This window comes from Myxococcales bacterium (assembly GCA_016720545.1).
GTDB lineage: Bacteria > Myxococcota_A > Polyangia > Polyangiales > Polyangiaceae > JAAFHV01.
Window position 1 is genome coordinate 25,539 of sequence record JADKKK010000014.1, and the last position, 20,685, is coordinate 46,223.

Here is a 20,685-nt window from a genome sequence, read left to right on the forward strand (position 1 = left end):
GCACTTCGACGGAATGGGCTTGCGAGCGCGCGCAAGGTGACTGACATTCGCGCCCATGGTGAAGACCCACGCGTTCCAGGCCGAGGTGAGCCGCCTCCTCGAGCTCGTCGTCCACTCGCTCTACTCGAACAAGGAGATCTTTCTCCGCGAGCTCGTGTCGAACGCCGCCGACGCGCTCGACAAGCTGCGCTTCCGCGCGGTGACCGAGACCTCGCTGGCGACGGACGTGCCCCTCGGCGTGGTGCTGCGGCCGGACCCCGAGGCGAAGACGCTCTCGATCGAGGACACGGGCTGCGGCATGACGGAGGAGGAGCTCGTGCAGTTCCTCGGCACGGTGGCCCACTCGGGCTCTCGCGAGCTCTACGAGCGGCTCTCCAAGGCGGGCGAGGCGAAGGACCTGTCGCTCATCGGTCAGTTCGGCGTCGGCTTCTACAGCGCGTTCCTGGTGGCCGACCACGTCGACGTGATCTCGCGCGCCGCGGGGCAGGAGCTGGCCTTCAAGTGGAGCTCCGACGCGAAGTCGTCGTTCTCGATCGAGCCAGCGGAGCGCGCGACCCACGGCACGACCGTGAGGCTCCACCTGAAGGAGGAGCACGCCGACTTCCTCGAGCAGTGGCGCCTGCGCTCGCTCGTGGAGCGCTACTCCGACTACGTGCCCTACCCGGTCTCGCTCGTCACGAAGAACAAAGACGGCGTCGAGGAGCAGAAGCAGCTGAACCGCGGCACCGCGCTGTGGCAGCGGCCCCGCGCGGAGGTGACCGAGGAGCAGCACGAGGAGCTCTACAAGCACCTCACGCACGACCACGAGAAGGCCCTCGCCCGCTCGCACTTCAAGATCGAGGGCACCCTCGAGTTCACCGGGCTGCTCTACCTGCCGCGGCGCGCGCCCATGGATCTGTTCGATCCGCAGAAGACCAAGGGGCTCCGGCTCTTCGTCAAGCGCGTGCTCATCATGGAGGACTGCGCCGATCTCCTGCCGCAGCACCTGCGCTTCGTGCGCGGCGTGGTCGACTCCGACGATCTCCCGCTCAACGTGTCGCGCGAGATCCTGCAGGAGTCGAGCGCCCTCCGCGCCATCCGCAAGCAGGTCACAAAGAAGGCCGTCGACATGCTCGAGGAGCTCGCGACCGAGCGGCCCGACGACTACGTGGCCTTCTTCCGCGTGTTCGGCGGCGTGCTGAAGGAGGGCGCGGCGATGGGCGAGCGCGACGAGAAGCTCGTCGGCCTCTTCCGCTTCCAGTCGACCCGCACGCAGTCAGGCGAGCGCACCGAAGGCGCGGCCACCATGACCTCGCTCGACGAGTACGTGGCGCGCATGCCCGAAGGCCAGAAGGAGATCTACTTCCTCCACGGCCCGAACAGGGCGGCGCTCTCCACGTCGCCCTACCTCGAGGCCCTCGCGAAGAAGGGCTACGAGGTGCTGCTCCTCACCGACCCGGTGGACGAGTTCGCGATCGCCGGCATCCAGCAGTGGAAGGAGAAGGACCTCGTCTCCGCCACCCGGGCCGAGCTCGACCTCGGCGAGACCGACGACGAGAAGAAGGCGCGCGAGGCCACGCAGACCAAGCTCGAGGACCTGCTCGCGCGGGCCATGAAGGCGCTCGACGGGCGCGTGTCCGAGGTGCGCCTCTCCGACCGCCTCACCGAGTCGCCCTCGTGCCTCGTCATCGCGAAGGGCGGCACGCCGCTCGCGGTGGAGGCGATGCTCCGCGCGGCGGGCCGGCCCGTGCCCGAGAACCCGCGGATCTTCGAGCTCAACGGCGGCCACCCGCTCATCGAGAAGCTGGCGGCGCGCCTCGAGGCCCACCCCGACGACGACACCATTGTAGAATACATCGAAGTACTCTACGAGCAGGCCAAGCTCGCCGAGGGCGGCGCGCCGGACGATCCGGGGCTCTTCGCGCGGCGGGTCGCGAAGCTCTTGGCGCTGGGTCTGTAGCTGCCAAGGGGGTCGGGGTTGGACGATCACGGCCGCGCGCTCGGTCCCGCCTCGTGCGACCCTCGCGCCATGTGGAAGAACCGACTCCCCGCGCTCGCGCTCACCCTCGCGCTCGGGCCCGCCGTGGGCGCGTCACTCGGGTGCGCCTCGCCCGCGATCCCCGCGCCCGTCGCGGCCACGCCGGCGAGTCGCGCGGAGATCGATCGGGTCCTCGACGCCTTCCACGCGGCCGCCGCGCGCTCCGACGAGGCGACCTATTTCGGCCTCTTCGCGGCCGGCGGCGTGTTCCTCGGGACCGACGCCACGGAGCGCTGGGACGTGGCCGCGTTTCGCGCCTACGCGCACCCGCACTTCGAGAAGAAGCGAGGCTGGGTCATGCGGGCCACGCGGCGCGCGGTGGCCTTCGCGGACGGCGGGACGGCCCTCTTCGACGAGGACCTCGAGACCCGCGGCCTCGGGCCCGCGCGGGGCTCGGGCGTGCTCGTGCGCGAGGGCGGCAGCTACAAGATCCTCCAGTACAACCTCGCGATCACGGTCCCCAACGAGCGGTTCGCCTCGGTGAAGCGGCTGCTCGCGGCCCCCGCGGTCGTGCAGGGGGCCCGCGCGTCGACGGCGGTGTCCCCTCCCGAGGTGGCCTTCACCGATCCGGGGCGTGCCGCGAAGGTGGCGGGCCTCGGCCCCAAGCTCGAGGCGCTCGTCGAGCGTGAGATGGCCGAGTCGCGCCCGCCGAGCCTCGCGGTCGCGCTGGTCGTCGACGGGAAGATCGCCCACGTGGTCGTCCGCGGAGAGGCCGACAAGAAGACCCACCGCAAGGCCACGCGCGACACGCTGTACCGCGTCGGCTCGATCACCAAGACCTTCACCGCGACCGCGCTGCTCGCCCTGCGGGACGACGGCCGGGTGGGCCTCGACGACAGGGTCGACTCGCTGCTCCCCGACTTCGCGAAGGTGACCCTCTCGCCGAGCGACGCGCGCCCGATCACGCTCCGGCAGCTCCTCACGCACACCTCGGGGCTGCCGCGGCTGGGCGGGTTCGACTACACGCGCGACGATCGCGACGTGCCCGAGTCGGAGGTGCTCGCGGCGCTCGACACGCGCGTCGCTCGCCCCCCGGGCACCGAATACCTGTATTCGAACTTCGGCTTCGGGATCGCGGGCCTCGTGGTGTCGCGCGCGTCGGGGAAGCCGTATCGGGACTTCCTGCGCGAGCGCATCTTCGCCCCGCTAGGGATGTCGAGCGCGACGTTCGACCCCGTGCAGAGTACAATTAAAGAGGCGGCCGCGACGGGCTACGCGACGAACGACACCGAGACTCCCGCTTCTCCCTGGCGGCTCGGCGCGTCGGAGGGCGCCGGCGGGCTCTATGCCTCGCTGGACGACATGGCGAGGTGGGTGGCCTTCCACGAAGAGGCCTGGCCCGCGCGGGACGGGGACGACGCGGGCCCGGTGAAGCGCGCGACGCTGCGGGAGGCGCACATGGCCGGGGCCCCCGTGGACCTGTCGGCCGAGCGGACGCCGGCGGGCCTCAAGGTGTCGGCCGAGTCGGTGGGGCTCGCGTGGCATGTCCGCAGGACGTGCGACTACGCGAGCGTCGTGGAGCACGGCGGCGCGATCGACGGGTTCCACGCGCACGTGGCGTTCGCGCCCGACCGCGGCTTCGGGGTCGTCGTGCTCTCGAACAGCCTCGCGGCGCGCACGGCGAGGGTGACCGACCACATCCTCGACCTCGTGGCGGCGAGCGACGCGCTCCGGCCACGGCAGCGCGTCTTCGCGCACCGCGCCCTCGTGGAGCGCTGGCTCGCCGGGCTCGCCGACACCACGCAGGCGACTTACGAGACCACGTTCTCGAAGGCGTTCCGCGACCAAATCCCGCTCGCGGCGATGCGCGACGTCGGGACCAAGCTCGCGCGTCGTCACGGCGCGTGCAAGCTCGCGGAGCCAGGCCCCGAGACCGCCGACGAGCAGGTGACCTCGCGCGACGAGGCGTCTCTGCGGGCCACCTGCGAGCGCGGCTCTCTGCGGCTCCACGCGCTCGCCGACGGCGGCGTGTTCGGGGGCTTTCGGGTCGAGTCCGCGGGCCTCGCGCCCTCGCCCGCGGTGCTCCGCGCCGCCCAGCAGGCGGCCGGGCTCCTCGCCCGCTGGGACGACGCCCGCGCAGCCGGGCTGTTCACGTCAGACACCAAGGTCGACCGGATCCGCGCCGCGCTCGCCGCGCAGAGCGCCGAGAGCGGCAAGTGCCGGCTCGGGCCCGGAGACGGCGACGGGGAGGACGACGCCCGCTTTACGCTAAGCTGCGAGCGCGGCACGCCGATGTGGCTGTCCGTTGGCCTGGCGAAGGGCGGCCGGGTCTCGACGCTCCTCTTGAGCCCTCGCGGAAGCCCGCGATCGACCTGCCGCTAGCGGGCCCCCGAGACCGCGACGGCGCGGGGAGAGGGAGCGCGTCGAGGGCTGTTCATTTGTCCAGCAACTTGGACTAGAAGAGCCCGTCATGTCCGACACGCACGACGATCCCTGTCCGCGCATCGCGCTCGATCTCTCGCTGCCCCTCGCCGGCGTGCGCGCCACCGCGAAGCTGCTCGCCGAGGGGGCCACGGTGCCCTTCGTGGCGAGATACCGCAAAGAGCAGACCGGCGATCTCGACGAGGTCCAGATCCGCGACATCGACGAGAAGCGTGTGTACTACACCGAACTGCTCGAGCGCCGGAAGGCGGTGCTCGCCGAGATCGACTCGCAGGGCAAGCTCACCCCCGAGCTCCGCGCCAAGATCGAGGCGACGTGGGTGAAGTCAGAGCTCGAGGATCTCTACCTCCCGTACAAGCCCAAGCGCCGCACGCGCGCGACCATGGCGCGCGAGAAGGGGCTCGCGCCGCTCGCCGAGCGCATCCTCGCGCAAGACGCCACCGGCGATCCCGCCGCGCTCGCGGCCGGGTTCGTGAGCGCCGAGAAGGGCGTCGCCGACGTGAAGGCCGCGCTCGCCGGCGCTCGCGACATCGTCGCCGAGTCGATCGCCGAGCGCGCCGAGGTGCGCGCGCACATGCGCGAGATCTACCGAAAAGAGGCCGTGGTCGCCTGCAAGGCGGTGCCCGAGAAGACCCGCGAGCCCACGAAGTTCGAGACCTACTACGACTTCCACGAGAAGCTCGAGGGGCCTGCCCTCCCACAGGTACCTCGCCATCCGGCGCGGCGAGGCCGAGGGCGTGCTCCGCGTCGACCTCGAGATCGACAAGCCCAAGGCCGCGGCGAGCCTCTACGGCCAGGCCGGCGTGCGCACCAGCTCGCCCCTCGCGGGAGAGCTCCGCACGGCCGTCGACGACGCGGTCTCGCGGCTCCTGTGCCCCAGCATCGAGAGCGACGCGCGCATCGACCAGAAGATGCTCGCCGATCGCGACGCGGTCGACGTGTTCGCCGAGAACTTGCGCAAGCTGCTGCTCGCCGCCCCGCTCGGGCGCCGCGTGGTGATCGGCATCGACCCCGGGCAGCGCAGCGGCTGCAAGTGCGTCGTGGTGGACGACACGGGCAAGCTGCTCGAGCACACCCTCGTCAACCTGGTCGCCGGCGACCGGGCGCTCGAGCACGCGAAGAAGACCCTGACCGATCTCACCGCGAAGTACACGCCGTTCGCGTTCGCCGTGGGCAACGGCACGCACGGCCGCGAGACCGAAGACTTCGTGCGCCTGGTCTTGAAGGACGCGAAGCCCCCCGCGGGCGCGCCGGAGGCCATCGTCGTGCTCGTGAGCGAGGCGGGCGCTTCTGTGTATTCTGCGAGTGATATCGCCCGCGAGGAGTTCCCCGATCTCGACCTCACCGTGCGCGGCGCGGTGTCGATCGCGCGGCGCCTGCAGGACCCGCTGGCCGAGCTCGTGAAGCTCGATCCGAAGGCGATCGGCGTGGGCCAGTACCAGCACGACGTGTTCCAGCCGCTCCTGAAGCGCAAGCTCACCGAGGTGGTCGAGTCGTGCGTGAACGCGGTGGGCGTGGAGCTCAACACGGCGAGCGCGTCGCTGCTCTCTCACGTGGCCGGGCTCGGGGCCACGGTGGCGCGGAAGGTCGTGAAATACCGGGAGGAGAAGGGCGCCTTCAAGGGGCGCGACGAGCTCTTGAAGGTGCCGGGCCTCGGCCCGAAGGCCTTCGAGCAGTGCGCCGGGTTCGTGCGGGTTCGCGGCGGCACGCACCCGCTCGACGCGAGCGCCGTGCACCCGGAGCGCTACGCGCTCGTGGAGAAGGTGGCGAACGACCAGGGCGTGAAGCTCGCCGAGCTCGTGGGCAACGCCGACCTCGTGGCGAAGGTGCCGTGGGAGCGGTACGTGTCGAACGACGTGGGGCTGCCCACGCTCCACGACATCAAGCGCGAGCTCGCCAAGCCCGGCCGCGATCCACGCGACGCGTTCTCGCCGCCCAAGTTCCGCGACGACGTGCGCAAGCTCGAGGACCTGGTGGTCGGGATGGAGCTCGAGGGCGTGGTCACCAACGTGACGGCGTTCGGCGCCTTCGTCGACGTGGGCGTCCACCAAGACGGCCTCGTGCACGTGTCGCAGCTCGCCGACCGCTTCGTGAAAGATCCGCACGAGGTGGTGAAGGTCGGCGACAAGGTGAAGGTGAAGGTGGTCGAGGTCGACCTGCCGCGAAAGCGCATCGCCCTCACCGCGAGGAGCGGCGCGGCGCAGGGCCAGCGACCCGGCGCTGGCGGCGCGAGCGGCGGCGGCGGCGCCAGTGGAGGCCGAGGCCCGCAAGGTCGCCCCGACACGCGCGGCGATCGCGGCCAGAGGCCCGCCCCCAAGGCGCCCGAGCAGCCGAAGTTCGCGAACAACCCCTTCGCGCAGGCCTTCGGCAAGCCGCGAGGCTGAGCGCGCTCTCCACGATTGTCGTGCGGACACGGGGCCCTTCGCCTACGGTGACGGATCCCCCGCTCCCGAGGTCCCGATGCTCCGCCTGCCCCCCTCGCCTGCCCGTCGCGCTGTCCCGCTGTTGCTCCTCGGGGCGCTCGCCGCCTGCTCCGCGGCGCTCCCTCCGGAGGAACCGCAAGACCCGTCCGAGGCGGCCGACGCGCTCTCGATCTCGAACCTCTACCGCGTCGCGACCGGCACTGTGGATCGCTCGAAGGTCGATCCGGCGAACCCGTGGGCGCAGACCACGCTCGGCGTGGGCGAGGAGTACCGGCTCCCCGACGAAGACGGCGAGTTCGCGGCGATAGCCAAGCTCGTCAACCGCTTCCAGGATCACTCGAAGAAGGAGTCGGGCGCGAAGAAGCTCGAGCGCGCGTTCCACGCGAAGTCGCACGCCTGCGTGCTGGGCTCGCTCGCGATCGACCCCGCGGAGCTGCCCGCGGCCGCGCGCGTAGGCCTCTTCGCCGACGCCGCCACCTACCCCACGTGGGCGCGATTCTCCAACGGCGTTGGCCAGCGCCAGTCCGACCGCAAGCTCGATCTCCGCGGGTTCGCGCTGAAGATCATGGGCGTGAAGGGCCCGCGCATCGTCACCACGCCAGGCGACGAGGCCGCGACCACCCAGGACTTCCTGATGGGCAATCACGACGTGGCCCCGGCCTCCGACGCGCGCCACATGATGGCCTTCGGCGAGGCGATGATGGGCTCGGCCGACAGCACGACCATCCTCGGCAAGATCGACAACCTGCTCCAGGCGGGCGGATTCCTCACCAGCAACGAGAACGTGCGCATCGTCGACTTTCTCGCGAACCACGCGCTCGACAAGACCAAGAAGGTCGGGAGCCTCCTCGGCGACACCTTCTCCACGGGCGCTACGAACGCGCTCGGCCTCGAGGCGGGCGATCCGCTGAAGGCGCGCGCGAAGGGCGCGTTCAAGCTCGTCGTGAAGACCGGCGTCCTCCAGGGCACGCGCTGCGCGCCCATCGACCAGCCCCCCTCGAAGGCCGAGGACTTCCTCCGCACCGATCTGGAGAAGCGCTTCGCGGCCGGCACCGTGTGCGCCGACGTGTTCGTGCAGATCCAGACCGACCCCAAGGCCGAGCCCATCGAGGACGTGTCGGTGCCTTGGCGCACGAAGCTCACGAAGGTGGGGCGCCTCACCTTCGAGAAGCGCGATCTCGCGAGCCCCGCGGTGGAGGCCGATCGCGCGCGCTGCGACGGGTTCTCGTTCCGTCCGTGGCACACGATCGAGGCGCACCGGCCCCTCGGGAACGTCATGCGCGCGCGCCGCGTCGCGCTGCCGTCGAGCGCGGGGCACCGCGACGCCGACATGAGAGAGCCCACGCCGTAGCTGCGCGACGGCGCGGGACGACCACGAGCCTCGCTCCCGTTCGCCGGGAGTCGAGGCTCGGATCGTTGTATTCTACACTACGATACCCGCGGGCTCAGCTCACGTTGGTGGAGGTCGCGGCGCGCGCGCCGTAGAGCTCCCAGAACTTCGCGGCGATCGTGCTCGCCTCGAGGGTGGCGCTGCCCGAGTCGAACACGGTGCCCTTGACCATCCCGAGCACGACCACCTCGCCCACGTAGATGCCGTCGGCCTTCAGCTTCTCGGCGAGCAGGCCCACGACCTTGTGCTGCGCGGCCTTCGCGACCGCGAGGCCCATCGCGTTCCACTGGACGGCCATCGCGTCGATCTTCGCGTCGTAGAACGCGAGGCCGCCGCCGGTGACGAGCACCGCCGCGTCCTTCTGCGCGCGCAGATCGGGCAGGGCGGCCTGCACCGCGGCGACGAGCCCCGTGACGCCGACGTCGAAGGCGCCGCGGAGGTCGGCCGGGCTCGACGTGGTGAGATCGCCCGCGAGGCCGGCGTACGCGTTGTAGTGGACCACGGTGATGGGGCCGAGGGACGCGCGCACCTCGGCGACCATCTTGGTCACCGCCGCGGCGTCGCCGAGGTCGGTGGGGAAGGCCGCGGCCTTCACGCCCTTCGCCGCGAGCGCCGCGACGCCCACCGCGAGCTTGTCGGCGCTGCGCGCCACGAGGGCCACCGAGAAGCCCTCGGCGCCGAACTTGTTCGCGACCGCGTCGGAGATGCCCGACCCGTACCCACCACGAGGATGATCTTTGTCATGGCGACGGTTCTAAGTTTGCCGCGACGCCGCGACAAGCGGTTCTACGCGACTGCCCACTAACTCAAGTGAGCCCACGGGGCCTCATGGTGTATCCCGCGCGGGGAGCGAGGGAACCACGGGCGACGACTCTGGCTGCGCGGCCGGGAGCAGCTCGTCGAGCCTCGGGAGCAGCTGCATCTTCACGAGCCAGGCGTCACATCCCCGAGAGAGCTCGTCGACGAAGGCGTACTTCGTGGAGAGCTGCGCGCACGTGCGGTAGGCCGGCCGCGCGCGCCCGTAGATCGGGTCCGCCACCGCGTACACGAGCTGGATGAACGCGACGCCATCCGCGGTGGTGAGGTGCATCGCGGCCTCCGGGACCACACGCCGGAGCTCGACGCCGAACCCACCCCACATACCCGCGACGCGCGCGGAGGCGTCGACGACCCAGCGCGGCGGGGGCACGGGGCGCACGAGGAGCACGCGCTTGTAGAGCTCCTCGGTCTTCTCGATGGCCAATCGCTTCTTGGTGGCCCAGTCGCGCACGCGGGTGTCGAGGTGCGCGCGGATGGCCGTGGGCCTGAGCGGCCCCGCGTAGACGGGCGGAGGGAGCGAGTCGACGTCGGCGGCCCGCGCCTCCTCGGCCGCCTGGTAGGTCGCCTCGCCGACCGTGACGAGCGCCCTCGCGAGCCGACGCAGGCGCGCGCCCTCGTCCTCTCTCGGGTACGCGTGCGCGAGGCTCTTCGCCGCCGCCTCGCCGTCACCCCACTCGGCGACGATGGCTTCGTACTCGCGGGCCGCGGTCGCCCGCTCGCGCGGCGAGCCATGCGCGTGAGCGCGCGCCAGCAGCCCACGCGCGCGCACGCGGAGATCGACCGCGGCCCGCGCGAAGAGGGCGTCGTGGCCCCCGAGCGTCGCGGCCACTCCGGGCCAGTCGTCGCGCGCCGCGTACGCGCTGGCGGCGCCGAGCCGCAACTCCGCGGCGCGGCCCGGGTTCGCTCGCGCGTACAGTGTGTGGAAGAGCTCCGCTCCTCGCCGCGCGCTGGCCGCGTCGCCCGCGCCCACGCGCAGGACGACCGCGTCCGCGAGCGCGTCCGGGGCCTCGGGCTCGGCGGGGTAGAGCCGCGCGTAGGTCTCGAGCTCGTCGGCGGCGGCCTCGAGCTCGGCGATGGTCTGGAAGAGCCGCCCAAGCTCGAGGCGCGCGGACTTCGCGAGGGGTGCCCGCGGGTCGAACGCGACGACCGCGCGGTACGCGACGACCGCGCGTGGCGCGTGGCCGGCCGCGACGAAGGCCCGCGCGGCGTTGTACGCCAGCTCCTCGCAGCGGCTCGCCGTCGGGGCCGCGCGTGCCGCGACGGGCACCTCACACCGCGCGTGAAACGTCGCGAGGTAGGCCTCGGCCGCCTCGTCGTAGAGGCTACGCGCGGCGACCCCGGCGCTCCGCGCGGCGCGCTCCGCGAGCCGCTCCGCGGAGGCGCGCTCGAGCTCCGCGCAGGCCGCCGACGTGGGCGCGGGCGTGGTGGGCGCAGAGGTGGCCGGCGAGACCAGGCAGGGCTCCTCGGCGCGCGCCGGCCGTGGGGCGATCACGTGGGCCGCGAGCAGACCGAGCAGGCCGAGCGGCAAAGCGTGGAGGCGAAGAGGGGCGCGCGGCAGCAGGCGGGGCGAGGGCATGGCGGCGTTGGACACGCCCTCGCCGCCAAGGTTCCCCCCGGCCTCGACCTCGGGGACTACCGGTTAACGCGCCGGCGTGAAGCGGCGGAGGCTCACGTTGCGCGAGTCGGCCACGTGCACCAAGGAGAGCTCGCCGTTGGCCGAGACCGCGAGCGAGGAGTGCGGCCACGACCCGGTCGAGACGCGGCCGAGCGAGCGCTCCGCCACGTTGCCCGCGCGGTCGATGCGCACCACCGAGGGGGTCTCGAAGGTCGCGCGCGGGCGCTTCTGGATCCACACGTTGCCCGCGCCGTCGAGGTCGACCGTGGGGAACGGCAGGTACACCTGCGTGGGGTACGTGCCGAGGCCGATCGAGCGGCGCACGCCCTCGTCGCCGAGCTCCATGTAGGTCCCCGTGTAGTCGCCGTACGAGAGGTCCGAGGTGAAGACGTAGGTCTGCGCGACGAGGTGGGTGGTGCCGTCGCCGCCGTGCGCGAACGAGAACGCGCTGCGACCTTGGGTGTTCGTCGGCGGGACGAGCACCGTGCTGGTCCACGGGTCGATGGGGTTCTGTCGCCGGTAGAGCGTGATGCCGCCGAACTCGCGGGCCGCGACGATGTCGGCCGAGCCGTCCTTGCGGGGGTGAATGGCGAGCGACCGCAGGTCCCAGCTGGAGCAGGGGGCGATGATCTGCGGCTCCGACCAGACGCCGCCGGGCGCCGCGGAGGCGAAGTACAGGTTGCAGGTCGTGTTGCCGTTGGTCTGTGTCTTGTTGCCGACGAGGGCCGCGAAGCGCGCGCCCGCGGCGTTGCGGCCGACCGCGAAGGCGCCCATGGTCTCGTGGTAGCCGAGGCTCGGGCCGCCGGCGCTGCCGTAGCCAATGCCGTCACCGTTGTAGTGTGCATACGTGAGCGCGAGCTCGGGATCGAGGCCGGGGTTGCGCTCGAACGACCAGCGCGCGCCGGACGACGACCCGATGCTGCCCACGCCGCTCGCGCCGCTCCACGGCCCGGTGAAGAAGCTGTACGAGACCGACGAGCCGAGCGTGTAGGCCTTGTAGGCGACGCGCAGCTCGCCGTTCGTGGCGTATGCCGCGCTGACGCCCGCGTCGAGCGTGTCGATGCGGCGGGTCTCCTCGCTGACGGTGACGCAGCGATCGATGAAGCACATGGCCTGCCCGCCGCCGCACTGGGCGTCGGTCGTGCACGCGTTCGGAGGCGGCGGAGGCGGCGGAGGCGCCGGGGCGTCCCAGGAGACTTCGAACTGCGCGTCCTTGTACTTCTCGTCGCGGAACGCGAGGTAGTACGTGCCGGCTTTCTTCACGGTGCGCGTGATGTGCGCGCTCGTGTCGGTCGCGCTCGCGTCGCTGTTCGAGGTGAGGGTGGAGAAGGTGGAGCCGAGCAGCCACGCGCGGGCGTCGCCGCCGGACGCCGAGCGCACCCAGAGGTCGACCGTCTGGTTCGCCGTCAGCTCCATGCGGAGCGCGCGGTAGGTGGGCTTGCGGGTGTAGGCCACCTGCTTCGTCTCGCCCGCGGCGAGCGTGCCGACCACCTCGGGCCCCGTGAGCGCGCGGAGCTCTTCCTCGGTCTGGTCGGCCTCGGGCTCGGTCTCGGCGGCGCAGCCCGCGAGGGTGGCGGAGACGCTGAGGAAGGCGGCGACGGGGAGGAAGCGGAGGGCGCGGAGGTGCAGCATGAGCTCGTCTTGCGGTGGGGTCAGGGGTCGGGGGTGGGGGCCAGCGTGCGGGGTTGCGCCTTCCTACGGGCCCTGGCCGAGGATCTTCCCTCGCGACGTTCGCGCGACCGCCGAGGCATCCCCGCGAGGAATGCGGTAGGCTGAGGGCGCCGCACGGGTGGCGAAATGGCATACGCAGCGGATTTAGGTTCCGCCGCCGAGAGGCGTGAGGGTTCGAGTCCCTTCCCGTGCACTTCTAATGGTTTAGGTGATGAAAAATGAGGTCGGCTCGAGGGGTTCGCCGCCGCATTGGCCACCGCAATGCGGCGGCAAACGGCCGCCGATGGATGGACCGGGCGCTGGGTGCCCAGTAGGATCGACGCAGGGGTAGAAGCCGGAGGTGTCGCCATGACGCAGGATCGCGAGGGAGTGAGGTTCACGCGCGAGGAGTTCTCGAAGGACCCGAAGGGGTGCCTCGCTCACGCGCGCCCGGGCTACTCGGTGACCGTGACCGACGCGGAAGGCCGTCCGCGGATGCGGCTCGAGCTCCCACCGTGCGAGCCGATCGATCCGTGCGCGGACGATGACGACTGAACCCGAGTGGTCCCCAACGCTGCACTTGAAGCGGTGGCTTGGGCGACACCAAGCCGGGTGCCTCTTCGTGGCGCGGCTCGCCATGAAGGACCGGACGCGCCTTCACGAGCTCTTTGAGGCCCCGTGCGCTGAGGACTTCACGACGATCGACGACGCGATCGAAGCGGAGTCCGACGAAGACGGGCGCGCCGTCGTGTTCTTCTGGCCGCGAGCGGGTGCCACGGCCGACGTGGCGAACCTGCTACGGCTACTCGCACGGCTCGAGCGGTGGTCCGTCGAGCGCGTGGGGTGGGGTGGCGCCCTTGAAGAGCGCGTGTGCTTCTCGGTGCGGTGGCGGACGAAGACGGGCGCGTTGACCGAGGTGGCGGGGTTCGCGCCGCTCCCCGAGATGCCGCTTACCCGTCGCGCGCCGTACCTCGCGATCGCGTTGTGGGGCGGCGCGGGCCGCCCAGGCGCGCGCGCTGTCGGGCTCGTGGACACCCCGTGGCGGCGCGACGCGCGCACGGATCCGCTCTGGGGCGGGCTCCGTGCGCCTCACGGAGCAGATGCTCCCCGGCGAAGATCGGGAGCGCCTTCGGCGGGTGGCGTTCTGCCTTCCGCGGGGTGAGGCCGCCGGGCTCGAAGACCTCCAGGTGCGCGAAGATGCGAAGGCGCCGCCGTCGAAGAACCCGCCGGCGGTGTGAGTCTCAGTCGGCGTCATCGTCGGGGCAGAACACCCGAGCGCAGCGCTCACCGACCGCTCTTGCGAAGGCGTCGCAGTCAGCCTGTGTGATCGGTCGGCCGGTGACCTTGCCGAGCGTCTCGGCCATTGACTTGGAAACGTGGTCGTGGCCTTTCGCTGAGCGTCGGCGAGTCGTTGAACGAGTTGCACCGCGGACCCCTGACTCGTAGGTTGTCCACCGGAAGGAGGCGGCGTCGATGGATCTCAAGCCTGAACAACTTCTCGGCGCCACGGTCCGGGCCCTGTACCCCTACGGGACGCTCCCGGGCTTCGCCCTGACCCCCCTCAAGCTGCACAAGCTCTGTTTCTACGCGGCCGGCGTCGCGTGGGCCCACGGCGAGGGCGGCGAGCTCCGCGGCGTCACCTTCGAGGCCTGGAAGCACGGTCCGGTGCTACGCGCGATCTACTCGGGCACGCTTCCGGATGTCTGTGCGGAGGACGCTCTCTCGCCCGAAACCCGGGCGCATGCTCGAGACGCAGTCCAGGTGTACGGCCTCCTCTCGGCGTGGGGCCTTCGTGAGCAATCTCACCTTGAAGCGCCGTGGATCGAGGCTCACTCGCGAGACGTCCCGGGCGCTCCTCCCGTCCGCATCCCAAACGACGGAATCGAGGCGCATTTCCGCGCAAAGTTCGCCGAGGGCGTGACCTTCCCGGAGCACCTCACAGACCGCGGGATCTTCACCCTCGACGGGCTCCACTTCGACCCTCGATTCCAGAGCTTCGCCGAGCTGGCCGCCTACCTTCGCGAGGCCCTCGCCGCCGATGCCGCTCCCGTGTCCGCGGTGCTCTGAGCTTGCCCGGCTGCTCTCGGGCGACGTGCCGACGGATCGGCATGTGTGCGAGCTGCTCGACACCGACATCGTGCGCCACATGTGCGAGGCGCGCCCGGTCACCTTCGGGGAAGCGGTCGCGACCTCGAACGTGCTCGAGCGCAACCTTGCTCGCGTGAGGATCTTCACGCTCACGAATCCCTTCCCGAGCGACCCGGCGGCGTTCGTCCTCTTCGCGATCAAGCTCCACCGGGCCTTTCTCATGGGGACCGAGCTTCACGACGGGGGCGGCCGCTTCCGGGCCGGCCCGATCACGTACGGTCCCGAGAGCAAGCTCCGCCACGGGGTTGCAGCCGAGCGCATCGGCGACGAGCTCCACCGCCTCTCGCGCCGCTGCCTCCCCGTGGACGCTCGGACCCTCACGCGCCCTGTTCTTGTCACGACGGGCGCGAAGCTCGTGCATGGGTTCCTTCGGGTTCACCCGTTCCCGGACATCAACGGACGCACGGCTCGGGCCCTGTTCGCGGCGCTCGTCGCAGCAACGGGGCGCTACTCCCGACCGCTCCCCCGGGACGACGATCGGCAGGCTCACAAAGAGTACGTTGTGGCGCTCCAGTCCGTGGATTGGGCGCTCGACTACGAGGACCGCGTCCACGACGAGCACTATGCGCCGCTCGCTCGTTGGCTGGATCATTACGTCGAAGAGCCAGAGGAAGAGCCCGACGAGCCAGCGCAAGGCGCTAGGTAGTTCACGGGCGCGCTTCGCCCGATCAAGGGTTCTCGTGAGAACCCGCGGCACCCGTCCGGAGGCGCCGGCGGTTCTCGCGAAGGAAAAAGCAGAAACTCGACCCGAGCACGCGACGACCGCCGGGGGGCTGCCGGGGCCTGCCGCGATGGGGTAGCCGGATGCCTCTCGCATCCAGCGCTCCCCGGAACCGTTCGATCGCTCGGATTCGGCCGGCGTCGTTGCCGTTACGCTGTGAGCCTTCCCCTCGTCAGGCCCCGTGATAGTCCATCCACATGGGGGGAGTGCCGGAGCCCGAGAGGCCCACGGGGTGGATGCGTCGTGCTTGGGCTCGTGCTCGCGGCGATCGCGTGGTGGACGGCGCTGCCAATCATCCTGATCGTCGCGCTCCTCGTCGCCTTCGGTCTCACGTGTGGTGCCGCGCTCTCGCTCGAGCACGTGGGTGCGCTCGATGACCCAGAGGCCTTCAAGCTCGCGCACTGGATGGCCCTCGTGCCGCTCGGGCTGTTCTTCGCGATCGCCTATGGCCGCAGGCTGCTCCTGAAGTCCGGTGGGAAGGACGAGGCGTCTCTCCCGCTTCGGTGGCCCGCGCTGACCGCGTGCGTGACCCTCCCCGTGGCGGCTCTCTTCATGGGCTGGGCCGCGTGGGACACCCAAGGGGTCGCGTCCCTGGCGGGGCGGTCATCCTCGCCAACCTCTTCTCCTTCTCGCTCGGGTCGCTCCTCGCGATGCTCTACGTGGCCGGCGTCGCGTTCTGGCTTGTGTACTCGTGGGCCGCAGCGTCGAAGCTCTGCATTCTTCACGCCGTCGGCGCGCGAGGCTGCCCTCTCGGCGACCTCCCCGAGCGCCTCGGGCTCTCGCCGACGCTGGTGGGCGCGGCGGACGAGAGCCTCAGTGGGCTGCTCGGAACGGGGTGGCTCTCGAGGGAGGAGGACGTGGTCACGCGGACCGAGGACGCGTGGTTGGCGCGGAGGCTGGGGGAGCTGGGCGTCGGGTAGGAAGCGGCCGACCCTACGCGCCGTCTTCCGCATCAGCCTCTTCGGCGATCGCCTCTACGTCCGTGCCCTCCGCGGCCGACCAAGGCCACCGCTGCTTCGCCCACGCGACGAGCTCCGCGCGGCGCGCGAGGACGGTCGCGGGCGTCCACGCGGTCGACTGCGCGAGCGCTCGCTCCGAGAAGAGGTTGCTCGTGGCGTAGCAGCGGGCGGTGGACCCGGCTTCGCCGCGCTTCGCGGGGAACGGCTTGTTGCCATAGGAGCTGTTGTCCTCGGTCAGGCAGAGGTTGCCCAGATCGTGGGTATAGATCCGTCGGGCCTCGGCGTCGAACGTGTCCCAGTAGGGGTCGCTGGGGGTCTGGGGGAGCACGTGCTCGATGGTCGTCTTCGGCTGTCGTTCGTGGAGCCGCCGCCACGAGAGGCGCACCTGGCGGAACCCCGAGAGGGCCAGCTCGTGCTCGTACAAGAAGTAGCGAAGCCCGCCCCACTCGTAGAAGCTTCGCGGACTCTCCCGATCGAGCTCGAAGAAGCGGTCGTAGGTTGCGCGGGTCTTGAGGTACCAGCCGACCCCGCCAAGGACGCGCGCGGCGGCCGTGTCCAGATCGATGCGCCCGTGGAACACCTCGTGACCGAGGCGGTGAAGCCAAGCCCGCCCGGCGTTGGGTCGGACGCCAGCGACGCGATACACGAGGAAGGAGAACCGCTCGCAGGCCTCGAGGAGCTTGAGGAGTCCTGCTGCGTCCGCTCTCCCGCGCGCCGCCGTGATCAGCGGTCGGAAGGGGGCGACGAACCCGACGCGATGGAGGCGCTCGACCCAGAGGACGATCTCTTGGCGCTGGGCTTCGTCGGTCGAAGACCCGCGGAAGGCCCCCTCTCGGTCGGGCTTCTCGATGTCGGCGAAGGCCTCGGCCACGGCGTCGAGGGTCAGCAGATAGGCCTCGACCGCCGCGTAGAGTGGGGCAGGCGTCTCGCCCGCCCGGCCCGCCTGGAGCGCCAACTTCGACTTGACGGATCGGCTCCCGTCCCACCTGCGCTCGTTCGAATCGTGTGCGAGGAGCCAGTGGACGCGCAGGAGCTGATCTTCGTGCTCCGAGCGGGTGAGGCGCGCGTGCATCAGGTTGCGGAGCACGTGGCCCCAGACCGTGTTTACGCGACTCGCGAGGCGGCCCGAGTCGTCCACCTTGGCTGCGACGTAGAGGAGGTAGTTCTTGACCTTCTCGAGCTCCGAGAGCGGCTTTCCTCGGTTGTTCAACACCTCGAAGATCACCCCCACCTCGGCCTCGCTCTCGACGGGGAAGAGCGAGGTCCCGAGGCGCTGGGACACCTTCGCGTAGAGGTCGATGAGCCAGGCCGGGTACTCGGAGCCGAGCTTCGTGGCCTGGGCTAGGAAGTAGTCCTCGAGGCAGGCGCGGGCGTTCTCGATTCGCTCCTCGCTGGCCGTCTTCGGACACGCCGTCGAGCGCGGCTCGAGGAACATGCGGCCCTCGAAGAAGTCTCCAAGCTCCCCGGCGAGCGAGAGCTTCGGGAGACGCGCCTTGGTGCCGAGCGCGTGGACCCACAGGAAGGACCGGCGGATCCCCTCCGGTAGCGACGCGTCTCCGCTCAGTTTCTGCAGCTCCCTTCGGACCTGACACAGCACCATCACGATCGTCGTGAGCCGCTGCTGCCCGTCGACCACATCGAAGACCTGGTGGGTGGCCCCGCCCTCGTCCATCTGCGGCTCTGCGTTGGCGGTGCGGTGAAGTACGATGGTGCCCGTGTAGTGGACCTGTCTCGCTCCCAGGAGCTCGAGATCTCCAAGGAAGTCTCGGAGCTGCGGCTCCTCCCACGAGTACCCTCGTTGGTAGTCCGGCACCCGAAGGAGCTTGCCCTCGAAGAGCTGGGCGATGCTGAGAAGATTGGCTTGCACGAGGTGGCGCCCGTCTTGGTGGTCTTGGTACGGGAAGGAGGTGGGTCGCCGAGGTCCGTTACCTGGGGCTAAACACCTTCTCCCAGCGCTCCGCGAGCAGCCGGAAGCACTCGGTGGATTCGGCGATGGCCGCGTCGAGGTCGGTGTCCTTGCGCAGGGGAATCTCGCGGAGATGGATGGCCTTGACGTTTTCGGAGAGAACACTCTCGCTGAATCCCGCGTCGCGGAGCGCTGTGTGAAGCCCCTCCCTCCGCTCGGCCTGACTCACGACGAGATAGGGTGTGAGCGAGAACTGGCCAACGGTCTCAGGCGTCTCGATCCCCATCGAGACGCCCAAGTAGATATCTCCCTGGAGCGAGCTAGGGGCCGTTGGCTTGAGCTGGCACCACGCGTCCCACTCGCCGCGGACGTCCGTGTTCCCCGCTGTTGTCTTCGCTCTCAGGGACAGCGCGTCTTTCGCGCCCGCTCGCGCCTTGTCGAGGATCGCCTCCACGTGGCCGCACGCCCAGCCGTAGACGTCTTGGAACATGCGCCAGTCCTCGGGGGACACGTCGCTCGGTTTTTCCATGGTGACGAGCTCGTCGACCTGGGAGGCGTGGTCGAGATAGAACGCGAGGGAGGCGGGGAGGGTCATCGTGGGGGGCTTTCGTCGGTGGAGCGGCCGAGGGCGGCGCGGAGGTACGGGACGAGGGCGGCGCGCGCCTCCCGCGTCGAGGGGAGAGGGTCGAGCGGGCGGCGCACCACGTGGCGCATGACGGTGCCGAGGTAGAGTCCCAGCACGTCGCGCCACGGACCTGGCTCGGCGGCGCGGAGCTCCGCTCGAAACGCGACCGCGAGGTCGGCATACGAGAGCGAGCGCCAGCCGTGTGTCTGGGTATCTGCGACGGCCGTTGGGGCCAAGCCGCGCGGGGTCAGGTAGACGAGATAGCGCCGGGCGGCGGGCGTCTCCTCGGCCCATAGGCGGTAGGCGTCGAGCTGTTGGTCGTGGTCGACGGTGCCAATCTTGTTCTCGAGGACGAGGAGAGTCCTGCTTGGGCCTTCGCCGAGCTCCACGACGAGGTCGGGGATGATGGTGCGGCTCGTGGGGCCGGGGAGCGTCTGCGCCTCCTCGACCCTCACCTTCGCCATGCTCAGTTCCGTGGCCTCCTCGTGGCCGGCGTCCCTCACCAGCCGAAGCAGCGCCCCGAGGAGCCTCTCTCCGAGCGCGCCCGCGCGCTGCGGGTCGATCAGCGCCCCGAGCACGCGCGTGTGGTGCGGCTCGTACGTCGCGCGGCCGAGCAGCTCGAGGAGATCGACGTTGGCCGCCGCGGGATCGGTGTGGAGCGCCGTGCCCAGCTCTTGCACGAGGCCGTCGAAGTGGTTCGCCTCACGGAACGCGCTCTCGACGAGGCGCTCCCACACCGCGCCGAGTCGCGCGACGTCCTCGTCCTCGCCCCGCGGGTGCTCTCGCGCGTGGGCTTCCACGAGATCGCGCCGCAGCGCCGCGAACAGAGCGCCCGGGCCCCCGGCCGGACCGCCGAGCGCGTGCACGCGGCGTAGCTCGCCCCAGAATTCTTCCCCCATGGCGCTCATGGAGCGCCCACTCCCGCTGGCCGGCAAGCCTGATCATCCGCACAGTCGGCTCTATCCGGTCCAGGCAATGGCCGCGACGCCTCAGGAGGTATCGGGATGGGTCCCCATCGTGCAAGTCTGCTCGTGCCGCCTCCGCCGCGCGAACCCATCGATCCAGGGGCCGAGTGAGTCTGCACCCTTTGCGTTGTGCTCGCCCGCTCGAACCCCTTAGGCTCCCTCGCCATGCCCCGCCTCGACGTCGCCACGCTCTCGCCCGACCTCCGCCCCACCGGCACCTGGGCCGCGGCGCTGCTTCACGCGCTCGCTCGCGACGAGGCCGCGGGGCGCCGCCCGGCGCGCCTCACGGAGCCTCGCCTCGACACGTGGAAGCGCTTCCGCGGACGCCTCACCGCCCCCGATCTCGTGGCGCTCCTCTTCGAGGACGCGGCGGTGATTCACCCGGTGCCGTTCGACGCGGAGGTTATCCACGGCTCGCTCGGGCCTGTTCGCCTCGGCGGCCTGCCGGCCCCGCTCGCCGACGCGTGGCTGACGGCGCTCCCTTCGACGGACCTCGCCACTCCGAGTCCCGACTACATCGCCGAACAGGCGCGCCTCCTCGGCGTGCCCACGCGCATGGCCCGCTCCGATCTTCATGTCGTGAAGCCCCACCAGAAGGTCCTCGAGCTGCCTGGCACGGGCGGCCAGCTCGCGCACTACCTCGTGTCCACACACCCAGGCCTCACGCTCCAGGAGAACGTGGCGATCGCGTGCGGCTCGTGGCAGGAGCTCACGCTCGCCGGCCTCGTCGGCCTGGATCTGGGCGCGCCGCACTCCGGGTTCGCGACGCGCGTGACCCCCGAAGACCTGAAGCGCCCAGAGCACCCGCTGCGCCAGCGCTCGTTCGACTTCGTGGTGGGGCTCGCCCCCGACAAGGGCGGCGCTCTCCAGCAAGAGGACCAGCTCGCCATCTGGTTCCCCGCCGCCACGATCCTGCTCGTCTGAGAGCGAGAACGAGAATTCACCACGGAGACACGGAGACACGGAGGCGAGAGAGAGTTTTTTTTCTCGAGAGGAGAGGGAGAGCGAAGGCGAAGCGGGAGAGAGAACCGCATTCTCGCTCTCGAACAATCAATCTCTGCTCCT

At 70.7% G+C, this 20,685-nt stretch carries 15 protein-coding genes, 1 tRNA gene and 1 pseudogene; 11 read left to right on the forward strand and 6 right to left on the reverse strand.

What is annotated here, in order from left to right; all coding sequences use genetic code 11:
- The first annotated feature begins 55 nt into the window (after nucleotides 1-55).
- From htpG to IPQ09_22525, 4 genes and pseudogenes are all read left to right on the forward strand, one after another.
- Nucleotides 56-1,939, forward strand: coding sequence for a molecular chaperone HtpG (gene htpG, locus IPQ09_22510; protein ID MBL0196948.1), 1,884 nt, complete (start codon nucleotides 56-58; stop codon nucleotides 1,937-1,939).
- 69 nt (nucleotides 1,940-2,008) lie between these two features.
- A complete protein-coding gene (locus tag IPQ09_22515; protein MBL0196949.1) occupies nucleotides 2,009-4,339 on the forward strand; it encodes a serine hydrolase in 2,331 nt (776 codons plus the stop codon).
- Between the two features lie 88 nt (nucleotides 4,340-4,427).
- Nucleotides 4,428-6,783 (forward strand): annotated as a pseudogene (locus tag IPQ09_22520) (RNA-binding transcriptional accessory protein).
- 76 nt (nucleotides 6,784-6,859) lie between these two features.
- On the forward strand, nucleotides 6,860-8,173 hold the full coding sequence (locus IPQ09_22525) for a hypothetical protein (protein ID MBL0196950.1): 1,314 nt from the start codon (nucleotides 6,860-6,862) through the stop codon (nucleotides 8,171-8,173).
- Between the two features lie 94 nt (nucleotides 8,174-8,267).
- Here the strand turns inward: IPQ09_22525 and IPQ09_22530 are convergent, their stop codons facing one another.
- The 3 genes from IPQ09_22530 to IPQ09_22540 all read right to left on the reverse strand — a co-directional run bounded on the left by IPQ09_22530 (nucleotide 8,268) and on the right by IPQ09_22540 (nucleotide 12,278).
- Complete coding sequence (locus IPQ09_22530; GenBank protein ID MBL0196951.1) at nucleotides 8,268-8,918, reverse strand: SDR family NAD(P)-dependent oxidoreductase; 651 nt, start codon at nucleotides 8,916-8,918, stop codon at nucleotides 8,268-8,270.
- Nucleotides 8,919-9,038: 120 nt separating this feature from the next.
- Nucleotides 9,039-10,607 carry a hypothetical protein gene (locus tag IPQ09_22535; protein MBL0196952.1) on the reverse strand — a complete coding sequence of 523 codons (1,569 nt, stop codon included), beginning with the start codon at nucleotides 10,605-10,607 and terminating at the stop codon, nucleotides 9,039-9,041.
- Between the two features lie 63 nt (nucleotides 10,608-10,670).
- Nucleotides 10,671-12,278 carry a hypothetical protein gene (locus IPQ09_22540; protein ID MBL0196953.1) on the reverse strand — a complete coding sequence of 536 codons (1,608 nt, stop codon included), beginning with the start codon at nucleotides 12,276-12,278 and terminating at the stop codon, nucleotides 10,671-10,673.
- A 151-nt stretch (nucleotides 12,279-12,429) separates the two neighbouring features.
- On the opposite strand from IPQ09_22540, the gene IPQ09_22545 reads away from it, so the two are divergent.
- The 6 genes from IPQ09_22545 (at nucleotide 12,430) to IPQ09_22570 (ending at nucleotide 16,085) form a co-directional block, all read left to right on the forward strand.
- Nucleotides 12,430-12,510 (forward strand) — tRNA-Leu (locus IPQ09_22545).
- A gap of 155 nt (nucleotides 12,511-12,665) precedes the next feature.
- On the forward strand, nucleotides 12,666-12,851 hold the full coding sequence (locus tag IPQ09_22550) for a hypothetical protein (GenBank protein ID MBL0196954.1): 186 nt from the start codon (nucleotides 12,666-12,668) through the stop codon (nucleotides 12,849-12,851).
- 527 nt (nucleotides 12,852-13,378) lie between these two features.
- Nucleotides 13,379-13,534 (forward strand): hypothetical protein, encoded by a 156-nt coding sequence (locus IPQ09_22555; GenBank protein MBL0196955.1) that lies wholly within the window; start codon nucleotides 13,379-13,381, stop codon nucleotides 13,532-13,534.
- Between the two features lie 235 nt (nucleotides 13,535-13,769).
- Nucleotides 13,770-14,363 carry a DUF4065 domain-containing protein gene (locus IPQ09_22560; GenBank protein ID MBL0196956.1) on the forward strand — a complete coding sequence of 198 codons (594 nt, stop codon included), beginning with the start codon at nucleotides 13,770-13,772 and terminating at the stop codon, nucleotides 14,361-14,363.
- Entirely contained in the window at nucleotides 14,335-15,090 is a 756-nt protein-coding gene (locus tag IPQ09_22565) for a Fic family protein (protein MBL0196957.1), read from the forward strand. Before IPQ09_22560 ends, IPQ09_22565 begins: the two co-directional genes overlap by 29 nt.
- Before the next feature lie 641 nt (nucleotides 15,091-15,731).
- On the forward strand, nucleotides 15,732-16,085 hold the full coding sequence (locus tag IPQ09_22570; GenBank protein MBL0196958.1) for a hypothetical protein: 354 nt from the start codon (nucleotides 15,732-15,734) through the stop codon (nucleotides 16,083-16,085).
- A 13-nt stretch (nucleotides 16,086-16,098) separates the two neighbouring features.
- On the opposite strand, the gene IPQ09_22575 is transcribed toward IPQ09_22570, so the two are convergent.
- The 3 genes from IPQ09_22575 to IPQ09_22585 are packed head-to-tail and all read right to left on the reverse strand — an operon-like array spanning nucleotide 16,099 to nucleotide 19,563.
- Nucleotides 16,099-17,991, reverse strand: a complete 1,893-nt coding sequence (locus tag IPQ09_22575; protein MBL0196959.1) for a DUF262 domain-containing protein — start codon at nucleotides 17,989-17,991, stop codon at nucleotides 16,099-16,101.
- A 58-nt stretch (nucleotides 17,992-18,049) separates the two neighbouring features.
- Nucleotides 18,050-18,625 carry a hypothetical protein gene (locus IPQ09_22580; GenBank protein MBL0196960.1) on the reverse strand — a complete coding sequence of 192 codons (576 nt, stop codon included), beginning with the start codon at nucleotides 18,623-18,625 and terminating at the stop codon, nucleotides 18,050-18,052.
- Entirely contained in the window at nucleotides 18,622-19,563 is a 942-nt protein-coding gene (locus tag IPQ09_22585) for a PD-(D/E)XK nuclease family protein (protein ID MBL0196961.1), read from the reverse strand. Before IPQ09_22585 ends, IPQ09_22580 begins: the two co-directional genes overlap by 4 nt.
- A gap of 222 nt (nucleotides 19,564-19,785) precedes the next feature.
- Here IPQ09_22585 and IPQ09_22590 point away from each other — a divergent pair, with 222 nt between their 5' ends.
- Nucleotides 19,786-20,544 carry a hypothetical protein gene (locus IPQ09_22590; GenBank protein ID MBL0196962.1) on the forward strand — a complete coding sequence of 253 codons (759 nt, stop codon included), beginning with the start codon at nucleotides 19,786-19,788 and terminating at the stop codon, nucleotides 20,542-20,544.
- The last annotated feature ends 141 nt before the right edge of the window (nucleotides 20,545-20,685 follow it).

Excerpts from the sequence above, each read along its gene's own strand:
- htpG (MBL0196948.1), top strand. The coding sequence starts at position 56 with ATGGTGAAGACCCACGCGTTCCAGGCCGAGGTGAGCCGCCTCCTCGAG.
- IPQ09_22515 (MBL0196949.1), top strand. The coding sequence starts at position 2,009 with ATGTGGAAGAACCGACTCCCCGCGCTCGCGCTCACCCTCGCGCTCGGG.
- IPQ09_22525 (MBL0196950.1), top strand. The coding sequence starts at position 6,860 with ATGCTCCGCCTGCCCCCCTCGCCTGCCCGTCGCGCTGTCCCGCTGTTG.
- IPQ09_22535 (MBL0196952.1), bottom strand. The coding sequence starts at position 10,607 with ATGCCCTCGCCCCGCCTGCTGCCGCGCGCCCCTCTTCGCCTCCACGCT.
- IPQ09_22540 (MBL0196953.1), bottom strand. The coding sequence starts at position 12,278 with ATGCTGCACCTCCGCGCCCTCCGCTTCCTCCCCGTCGCCGCCTTCCTC.
- IPQ09_22550 (MBL0196954.1), top strand. The coding sequence starts at position 12,666 with ATGACGCAGGATCGCGAGGGAGTGAGGTTCACGCGCGAGGAGTTCTCG.
- IPQ09_22560 (MBL0196956.1), top strand. The coding sequence starts at position 13,770 with ATGGATCTCAAGCCTGAACAACTTCTCGGCGCCACGGTCCGGGCCCTG.
- IPQ09_22565 (MBL0196957.1), top strand. The coding sequence starts at position 14,335 with ATGCCGCTCCCGTGTCCGCGGTGCTCTGAGCTTGCCCGGCTGCTCTCG.
- IPQ09_22580 (MBL0196960.1), bottom strand. The coding sequence starts at position 18,625 with ATGACCCTCCCCGCCTCCCTCGCGTTCTATCTCGACCACGCCTCCCAG.
- IPQ09_22585 (MBL0196961.1), bottom strand. The coding sequence starts at position 19,563 with ATGAGCGCCATGGGGGAAGAATTCTGGGGCGAGCTACGCCGCGTGCAC.
- IPQ09_22590 (MBL0196962.1), top strand. The coding sequence starts at position 19,786 with ATGCCCCGCCTCGACGTCGCCACGCTCTCGCCCGACCTCCGCCCCACC.